Annotated in this window: 7 protein-coding genes, 1 pseudogene and 1 riboswitch; of the genes and pseudogenes, 3 read left to right on the top strand and 5 right to left on the bottom strand. The window is 35.9% G+C overall.

All coding sequences use genetic code 11. The annotated features are described in order from the left end of the window. Positions 1 to 144 (top strand): annotated as a pseudogene (locus tag ACFX4N_RS30850) (GNAT family N-acetyltransferase); the annotation flags it as partial. Between the two features lie 203 nt (positions 145 to 347). Here the strand turns inward: ACFX4N_RS30850 and ACFX4N_RS30845 are convergent. The 3 genes from ACFX4N_RS30845 to ACFX4N_RS30835 form a co-directional block, all read right to left on the bottom strand. Next, on the bottom strand, positions 348 to 536 hold the full coding sequence (locus tag ACFX4N_RS30845; RefSeq protein ID WP_057240817.1) for a gamma-type small acid-soluble spore protein: 189 nt from the start codon (positions 534 to 536) through the stop codon (positions 348 to 350). 281 nt (positions 537 to 817) lie between these two features. Continuing rightward, complete coding sequence (locus ACFX4N_RS30840) at positions 818 to 1,366, bottom strand: DUF3231 family protein (protein ID WP_098787096.1); 549 nt, start codon at positions 1,364 to 1,366, stop codon at positions 818 to 820. A 10-nt stretch (positions 1,367 to 1,376) separates the two neighbouring features. Next, the gene (locus ACFX4N_RS30835) at positions 1,377 to 1,931 is read right to left on the bottom strand and encodes a DUF3231 family protein (RefSeq protein WP_255298038.1); all 555 of its coding nucleotides are present in this window, start codon (positions 1,929 to 1,931) and stop codon (positions 1,377 to 1,379) included. Positions 1,932 to 2,353: 422 nt separating this feature from the next. Between ACFX4N_RS30835 and ACFX4N_RS30830 the strand changes: the two genes are divergently transcribed. After that, the gene (locus ACFX4N_RS30830) at positions 2,354 to 2,854 is read left to right on the top strand and encodes a hypothetical protein (protein WP_192101431.1); all 501 of its coding nucleotides are present in this window, start codon (positions 2,354 to 2,356) and stop codon (positions 2,852 to 2,854) included. 254 nt (positions 2,855 to 3,108) lie between these two features. Beyond that, positions 3,109 to 3,253, top strand: a riboswitch (cyclic di-AMP (ydaO/yuaA leader). Positions 3,254 to 3,384: 131 nt separating this feature from the next. Beyond that, complete coding sequence (locus ACFX4N_RS30825) at positions 3,385 to 5,214, top strand: APC family permease (RefSeq protein ID WP_192101428.1); 1,830 nt, start codon at positions 3,385 to 3,387, stop codon at positions 5,212 to 5,214. Between the two features lie 112 nt (positions 5,215 to 5,326). Here ACFX4N_RS30825 and ACFX4N_RS30820 read toward each other — a convergent pair whose 3' ends face one another. Both ACFX4N_RS30820 and ACFX4N_RS30815 read right to left on the bottom strand, forming a co-directional pair. Next, complete coding sequence (locus ACFX4N_RS30820; RefSeq protein ID WP_192101429.1) at positions 5,327 to 5,779, bottom strand: NAD-binding protein; 453 nt, start codon at positions 5,777 to 5,779, stop codon at positions 5,327 to 5,329. A gap of 317 nt (positions 5,780 to 6,096) precedes the next feature. Beyond that, positions 6,097 to 7,320 (bottom strand): Ger(x)C family spore germination protein, encoded by a 1,224-nt coding sequence (locus ACFX4N_RS30815; protein WP_192101430.1) that lies wholly within the window; start codon positions 7,318 to 7,320, stop codon positions 6,097 to 6,099. Between the last annotated feature and the right edge of the window lie 1,116 nt (positions 7,321 to 8,436).

The raw sequence follows: 8,436 nt of genomic DNA, 5'->3' as shown, positions 1-8,436 counted from the left end.
GAAATGTTGAACCGAATCATTCAACATTGTGAGCAAAATCGAGTTATTCCTCAACTTATGTGTGTAGAAAATTTGGAATCCTATTATGAATCTTTAGGATTTAAGAAATACTCAATTGGAATGACAAGAAATATAAAACGATAAATGCTTATGCCAATCTTGAACTTCACTTAGTTAATATATAAAAAGTTGTTTCTCTAAAACTCAATTTAACATTTTCAAACTATCATAGGCTTTAATTTTAATAATCATTAACTGGTATCGAGATTCCGCAATCTGGCGCTTTAATTGAATAAGTAACAAAGGGTGTTTCCGACGATTATGGAAACACCCTTTGTTTGTTAACTTTATTGTTGGCTAGATTGTTGATTTTTTTTAGCTTCTGCTTGAGAGTTTTGTTGTTTTACTGCTTGTACATCTGTTTCACTAGCAAATTCTGTTCCAAATTTGTTAGATGCAGATGCAGCATTTTGTTGTTTTACTTTTGCAGCGTTTGTTCCTGCAGAAGTTTTGTTTGGCTGTTGGTTGTTATTCATTACAATCACCTCCACAAAAATTAATGTTCCCAAGGAGATCGTAACTATTCTAAAAATCTTTTAAGGAATATATGATTGCCGATAAAATCCATAAAAAAGAAAAAACTACTGGTGTGCAATCAGCAGTTTTTTTTCGTTACGTAATTAGGTTGTATAAGACGATGCCCCGTTTCTTCTTGAGTAGTTTGTTCAAGTTACCAATTGCCTATTCATAACAGAGAAAGACCTCCTAGACCTACGGGAATATCAAGGTCCTTTTCTTAAGAATTTCTTTTACCGTATCATTTTATCGGTGCTCCCGGAGCATAATAGTATGGAGGGACTTTAAGCCATCCTCGTCTTTTCACAAGTTCTTTTAGGGTTGCTCCAAACGTCATATATTCCTGCAAATATTCCATCCATATCAAAGTAACATCATTGCGTGCGGATTGAATGATTGCATTTGCACAATAGGTAATTAAAATAACCATTTTAATATTAAGGCTGTTTGCAAGTTCATCATCCGTTAACTTGACACCCAATGGAACATCGCTTGGGTTAGACTTCGGCTTGGACTCACTTAAGGGTGGAATGGGAACTCCTTCTGATAACATAAATGCAATAATTCGCTCTTTCTGTGATTTGAACATCTCAACTGCTTCATGGAAAGCTTTTCTTAATTCAGGGTCTGTTGTACTGTTAATCCCTGCTTCGGAATGAACTTGTTCGTCAGCTAATTCGGAAAGATAGGACCAGCAGGACATGACTTCCCCCACATGTAAGGGTGATTTGGGTTCATCATCAACATATGATTGAATAATATTTTTAACAGCTTTTATAATATCTGACATATCCCTCACCTCACTTTTCTGTTTGTGGCAAACCTGCAGGATAATACGGTGGTGGAACTTTGAGCCATCCCCGTTTTCGCATCAATGATTTAAATATTATTAAAAAGGTTATTTGCTCTTGCAAAAATTCGGCCCACATCAGACTAACATCGCTGCGAAGGGATCGCGACGCCGTTTCCGAACAGTTTGTAATCGCCATCGATATTTTTTTCTTAAGGCTGTTTGCAAGCTCGTTATCCGTCAGCTTAACCCCCAATGGAACACTATTCGGGTCAGAGATTGGTTTCGATTCACTAAGAGGTGGTAACGGAATTCCTTCTGATCGCATAAATGCTGAAATTCGCTCTTTCTCCGATTTGAAGAGGTTGACTGCTTCTTGAAGGGCTTTTCTCAATTCAGGGTCCGTTGTACTGTTAATTCCTGCTTCAGTCTGTACTTGTGTCTCACCCACTAACGCTAAAAACATCCAGCATCCCATCGCCTCGCCAATGTGAAGAGGCGTTTTGTTCTCATCTTTAACAAAAGACTGAATTACACTTTTCAAGGCTTGCAAAATATCAGGCACATATTTCACCTTCCTTTCTTTTTTTACTTTCCCCTAAAGGGTATTTCTAATGCATAGAAGACTTTTTAGTACAGCATTTATTTGAAATCGGGCCGAGTGGCGAGCCTATTAGGGAGAAAAACAGAAGCGTAGTTGTACTTATGTCTGATAGGAAGAGGAAACCCCGTTCAAAGAAATTAATCGTTTAGTACCAACTAGTATATAAATTACTTTCTACGAGTCATTTGAACTAAGCAGTCGGTAAGAAAGATAATAGCAAAGGGAACAATAGAAACAACTAAGTATGTAACAAAGAATTTATAAGACTTATGATTCATTTATATTGAATCCACCTTTATATATTTATTAGAGTGAATATTTTAGAGTTTCTTAAGTAGAATATTCATTTTTTAAAAAAACATTCATTACTATCTTTTTGAGTTTTGACAATCCTATTAAAAAGTTATCTTAGTGAGAGGAGAAGAGAGAAAATACTAGTAAATATTATTATGGGATTTATTACACCTTGGATTTTTGGTTTCATATTATACAAAAAAGAACCTATAATCGTTCTTCTACTTGCACCAATAGGAATGACAGTAGCCTTTATGTTAAATGAGTGGGGAATTAATTACTTTTGGCAGTTCGAACCAACTTTTAGAAATCGAAGTTTATCGGCATTTCCTTTAAATATTGGTTTCTATCCCGTCCTATCTTCTTTTTTAATTTATTTTAAAATAAAAAAGAAGGTTAATACCATCATGCTTTTACTTTGTTTTACTCTGTTTACTACAGGTTTTGAAGGGGTGGGCTTAGTCGTAGGAAGAGTAGAGTATTTTAATGGATGGAATATTATTGGAACCTTTATCAGTTATTTAATAGCGTATCTTATTATTTATGGTTATTATCGAAGTTTAGTAAAGCATCGAATTTTAAAGAATTAAGCCCTTCTTTATACAAATATAAAGGCTTCATCCTCCTTGGATGCCTTTTTCTGTTTGGATTCTATAATTTTTCTTATATAAAGTTGCAACAAATAATGTCCCAAAACTATAAGCAAAAAATCACAGAGCATCCAACAGAAAAACAGTATAAAAAAGAATTATATGAAATATTAATTTTAATTAAAATCTCTCTTTACAAACGTAAAATTCAGGCGTATAGTACCTAACATACATATATGATCTTACTATTTTCATACCTTTTATCGCTTAATCCACTAAGGAGTGGGGGACCCATTTTTGTGTGCACTTGCACTTGGGGTGAATCCTTCTAAAAGAAGGTAGGGCTACTCTAAAGGCCCGAACCCGACAGCTAACCTCATCAGCGTTTGGAGAGAAGGTTTGCTTTTATTTGTCCTGGAAAGAACACTAAGCAGAACCTTAGTGTTCTTTTTTGTGTTTTTTTTCTGAGATAGGGAATGATGAAAGTAAACTAATATAGGTAAATGGCAAAGGTTCCAGGAGGAGTTTAGATGAGTTATTCATCCCTAAAACGTTTATTAATTGGGAGGCCACTTAAATCAAAGGAGCTAGGTGAACAAAAGTTAAATAAGATCAAGGCCTTAGCTATTCTTTCATCCGATGCACTTTCATCCGTGGCATATGGCCCAGAGCAGGTCTTAATCGTACTTGCTACTATTGGAATGATTGCGTTTTGGTATTCGATACCTATCGGTATTGGTGTACTTATTCTTTTAACGGCACTTATTCTTTCTTACCGACAAATTATTTATGCCTATCCAGAAGGTGGTGGCGCTTATGTTGTATCTAAACATAACCTTGGCGAGAATGCAGGGCTTATTGCTGGAGGATCTTTATTAGTAGACTATATTTTAACGGTATCTGTAAGTATTTCATCTGGAACTGATGCGTTAACGTCTGCTTTTCCTGTTCTTCATGACTATAGGGTCATCATCGCTTGCTTATTGGTTATTTTTATTATGGTTTTGAATCTAAGAGGGGTAACAGAATCTGCTTCAGCATTAGCGTATCCTGTTTATTTATTTGTTCTTGCATTAGTTCTATTAATAGGGATAGGAATGTGGAAAGTAGCGACTGGTCAGATCTCTCCTGACGTTCATCCAGCTATTGGAACGGCAGTTCCTGGAATTAGCTTATTTTTACTACTACGTGCTTTTTCATCAGGATGTTCAGCCCTTACAGGCGTAGAAGCTATTTCAAATGCTGTAACAAACTTTAGACAGCCAGCTGCAAGAAATGCAGTTCGTACGCTTGTTGCAATGGGCGTTATTTTAGCTATTTTATTTTCAGGTGTCATGTTCTTGGCTTATTGGTTTGGAATTGTACCTAAAGCAGAGGAGACGGTTGTGTCGCAGCTTGCTTCCCAAGTGTTTGGACGAAATAGTTTCTATTATTTTGTTCAGGGTACGACGGCTTTAATTTTAGTATTGGCTGCCAATACAGGCTTTTCCGCCTTTCCTTTACTGGCTGTTAATTTAGCTGTCGATAAGTATATTCCTCGTATGTTTACGATACGTGGTGATCGTTTGGGCTATTCAAATGGGATTGTGACACTTGGAATTGCCTCTATCTTGCTTATCATAGCGTTTCAAGGCGATACAGAACGGTTAATTCCTCTTTACGCAGTTGGAGTATTTATTCCATTTACGCTATCTCAAACGGGTATGATTGTTAAATGGTTTAGGGAAAAGCCAGCTGGCTGGCAGGGGAAATTAGTGACCAATTTTATAGGAGCTTTTATTAGCTTTACAGTACTGATTATTTTCTTTACAACAAAATTCTCGCAAGTATGGGCTGTTTTAATCTTCTTGCCTCTCATTGTCTATCTGTTCCACCGTATTAAGAACCATTATGTAGAGGTAGGAAAGCAACTTCGCATCAAGCCAGGAGATAAAGAAGCATTAGCACTAGAAGGAAATGTAGTCATTATACCAGTTGCGGGCTTAACAAGGGCTGTCGAGAATTCAATTAACTATGCAAAAATTATTGGAGACACAGTTATTGCGGTCCATGTGGCATTTGACCGTGAAAGTGAAAAGAGAATGGAAGAGATATGGAACGAACGATATCCTGATATACGCTTAGTTACCTTCTACTCACAATATCGAAGCTTAGTTGGACCTCTTTTACGCTTTATTGATCGTGTAGAAGAACGAGCTGGCGATAGCCATATGGCTGTCACAGTGTTAATTCCGCAATTTATCACAAGAAAAAGCTGGCATAATGCATTGCATAACCAGTCAAGTTTATTACTAAGGGCACACCTTCTTTATCGAAAAAATGTCATTGTGACAACATTGCCTTATAAATTTAAGAAATAAAAAAGTAACCCCCTTTTCGTATGTATGAAAAGGGGGTTTAATTCGATCATTCACTTTGTGTTAAGAAAAACAGATGACATTTGACATTTAAAATAACCGACATTACATCAGCTTAATTAAGCATTTCTTTACTGAATAATTTATCGTGCATAAGATTACTGATTGGCAAGCTTCTGTAAATAATTTGATCAGCACCAGCATGCTTTGCATTGACCCTGTGTTTAGATGTTAGAATTTCAACAATACTGTAAATAGAAGGCTTTATTCCCTTACAAGCAATAAGAGATAAAATTGAATTTATATCAGCATGTTCCTCTGTCTTGTCTGGATCGGCTGTTATAAGTACTTTTTCGGCATATTGAATATTCGCTTTTACTAATGTTTCGGGATCTTGGGGATCTCCCTTAATAAAATAAATATGGTCAGGCAACAAGTGATTTTCTTCCAGTGTGCTATCAATCAAAACAACCTTAGTTAGAGATAAAGATTCGCCAAAACAAAAAAGAAGATTCTTGACTCGTTCATTCCAACCAATAATCACAAAATGGTTATTCCCTATATACATAAACATATGCTCCTTTAAAACCATAAGGCAGGTAAAGTAAAAAAACCACCTATAGAACTTAGTTTAACAAACAATTAGTTATACTCCCTTAATACTGCAGAAAGAACCCACTCTACAGTACACTAATTAGAAATTCTTATCATTATTATCTCCCATTTTATAGAAAGCAAACTAGATAACCTAGTTGCTGAAGTTATACTTCCATCTCTTATTTCAATAATTTATCATCTATTTTTTCTATATAGAAATCTTCCTTGAGATGAGTGAATAAATAGGTAAAAAAGAACGCTCAGCATACAGGAACGTCCCTTTTATCATTATTGGTTCTCTTTCACTCCTGAAAGGTACGACTTGTTTCGTAAGCCAGAACGACGGACATAGGCTTCCACTGTAACATCTACATTCAATTTTGGAAAATACACATCACTCCATCTAGGTTTTATTTTTTTCCATTCGTTTGGTCTAGAACGGTGGATGACTTCGCCGAATCCAAAAATATCTGCTTTCTCTTTCTGCGCATGTTTAATAGCTTTCTCTAGCTCTTTTTTTATTTCTTTCCTCAAGGATAGTTCGATCTTTCTGATGACCTTTGGATTGGTAATATCTACAGGTACCTCCATTTCACCAATGTCTCCTTCGACGCGAGTATGAATTGAAATCCGAGGTTGACCATTCTTCACTTGAGCAGACATACTTGTTTTTTGACGCACAGTTTGGTAAGCAATGGCTTCTTTTTTACCAGCCCAGTCAATATTAATATCTGTCCCTTGTATTTCATCCAGAATCCAAACCGTTCCTCTTGCTGTGCCTCCGTAAAGCCAATCTATTAATTTTCCTTTTCTTAAAACGGCAAGTCCGGAAGCACCAATTGTTGATTCGGGCGCACTTTCTTGAAGGTTCTCTAGCTTTTGTGCTTTCTGATGATTGCCTACAAGACGAAATCCTGCTACTATGGTTTCCTCTCCAGGCGATTGTAATCCTTTCATCACTTCTTGAAGTGTTAACTTTACGGTCTCTCCCCATTTTCTTTGAGTGAATTCTAGGGTTTTCAGCACTTTATTTGCTGGAATCTTGTCAACGGGCGTTAATGTTTTAACGAGATCTGCGGCAGTAGAATGATTGGCAATCACTATGGTTGAAGTATTCCGAAACTCAGGGTCACGGTCAAAAGCATCTATTAACGGGATGATTCCATCTTCTCTTGCTAACTTTTCACCAATCACCACCAAGTTTGCATGGGCATAATACAATCTTCGAGAAATTGTGCCTGAAGCCCGTCTACTTGCTTCGACTAAATTGTCGCCAGAAGCTGAATAGATGGTAATAGGTGGACTTAGAGAACCACCTCCTCCACCTTGTATGCCTCCAGCCACGTTTCCTGGATTAATAATCTGGAACGTTAAGTGATATCCATCTTTCGTTTTATCAATACCTACTGCTGATACAATGGCCAGGTCAGTTAACTCTTTTTTACTCCAACAACTGGAGAGCAAGACCACCATCGTCATCAGCAGTAAAAGAAAAGCCCCTTTACGTTTCATTATTGTCACCTTCTTCGCAGTCTTTGTTTGAACGCATAAAAAATGAATCCTTTAACACCGGAACTTTTCCGCACTTTCACTTGACGAACGGCGAAGTCTGAACTGTTTAATGATATTAAGATTCGTTCATGATGAATCCTGTATACTTTCTACTGTATAATCCGTACATTAATTTGTATTATCATGGTGACAATTCTTTATTATGTTTTGGTTTTCAAAGGATAAAGACATAGTTTCAGCACTTTCTTATTTTTGGATATTTTAACCATATATCTAATTTTTATGTAAAAGTGAACAAAAGTGTTTCTACGCCATACTAGAAGAAAGAAAAGAAGAGGATGGTTGGGATAACATAGTATAAAATAGATAAAAAAGCCCATCGACCTAGGGGTCAGTCCCCTAAGTGGATGGGCTTTATCTTTCCTATATGAATAGTTAAACTAACTAACGCGTTTTTTAATTTTTGGTTCAGGCTTTATTAGTAGCGAGGATAAAAATTTATAAATAATTGCGAATACCAAGGGTTGTTACGCTCCTTCAGTCTATATTTAATAAAAAACTTATTAAATGTTTTTCCTTTTTTTATTCGAAATGCTTTTGAACTTAAATGTAATTAGTTATAGATTAGAAATGTGTCGTTCAAAATTAGGTATACTTTTCCTTATTCGTAAAAGTATACAAATACGAACGTTTTTTTGCGAACTATCTGTTTGTGTACTTTTTTTATGAAGTTTAAAGGTAATTAATAGATATGGAAATTATGCTCGTTCATAATAGAAAAAAAGCGCAAACGAGTTGTTACTGAACGGGTTTGCGCTTTTTTCACTTCCGCAAACGAGTTTTATGTTAACACGAAATCTCTTCAGAACAAGGTCTGGGAGGATTTCTATAGAATTCTAAATAGATAGATTGACTACCGATACCTTATGTTATGTCAATAATGAATAGTGAAACAGGAGGAGTCCGAAATGAAACATCGAACATTATCACTATATGATTATCACGTATGGGTAAATTCAAAAAAAACAGGAAGTGCTATATATGGAAAACAGTATACGTTATATAAGTGATCACCCTGAAAATTTTAAGCAATTACTGATCTTATACGAATCTTTA

It is taken from the genome of Priestia sp. YIM B13551 (assembly GCF_042787905.1).
Lineage (GTDB): Bacteria > Bacillota > Bacilli > Bacillales > Bacillaceae_H > Priestia.
The sequence above is the reverse complement of the archived record's forward strand: the minus strand, read 5'-3'. Positions and strand labels throughout refer to the sequence as shown.

Excerpts from the sequence above, each read along its gene's own strand:
- ACFX4N_RS30845 (WP_057240817.1), bottom strand. The coding sequence starts at position 536 with ATGAATAACAACCAACAGCCAAACAAAACTTCTGCAGGAACAAACGCT.
- ACFX4N_RS30840 (WP_098787096.1), bottom strand. The coding sequence starts at position 1,366 with ATGTCAGATATTATAAAAGCTGTTAAAAATATTATTCAATCATATGTT.
- ACFX4N_RS30825 (WP_192101428.1), top strand. The coding sequence starts at position 3,385 with ATGAGTTATTCATCCCTAAAACGTTTATTAATTGGGAGGCCACTTAAA.
- ACFX4N_RS30820 (WP_192101429.1), bottom strand. The coding sequence starts at position 5,779 with ATGTATATAGGGAATAACCATTTTGTGATTATTGGTTGGAATGAACGA.
- ACFX4N_RS30815 (WP_192101430.1), bottom strand. The coding sequence starts at position 7,320 with ATGAAACGTAAAGGGGCTTTTCTTTTACTGCTGATGACGATGGTGGTC.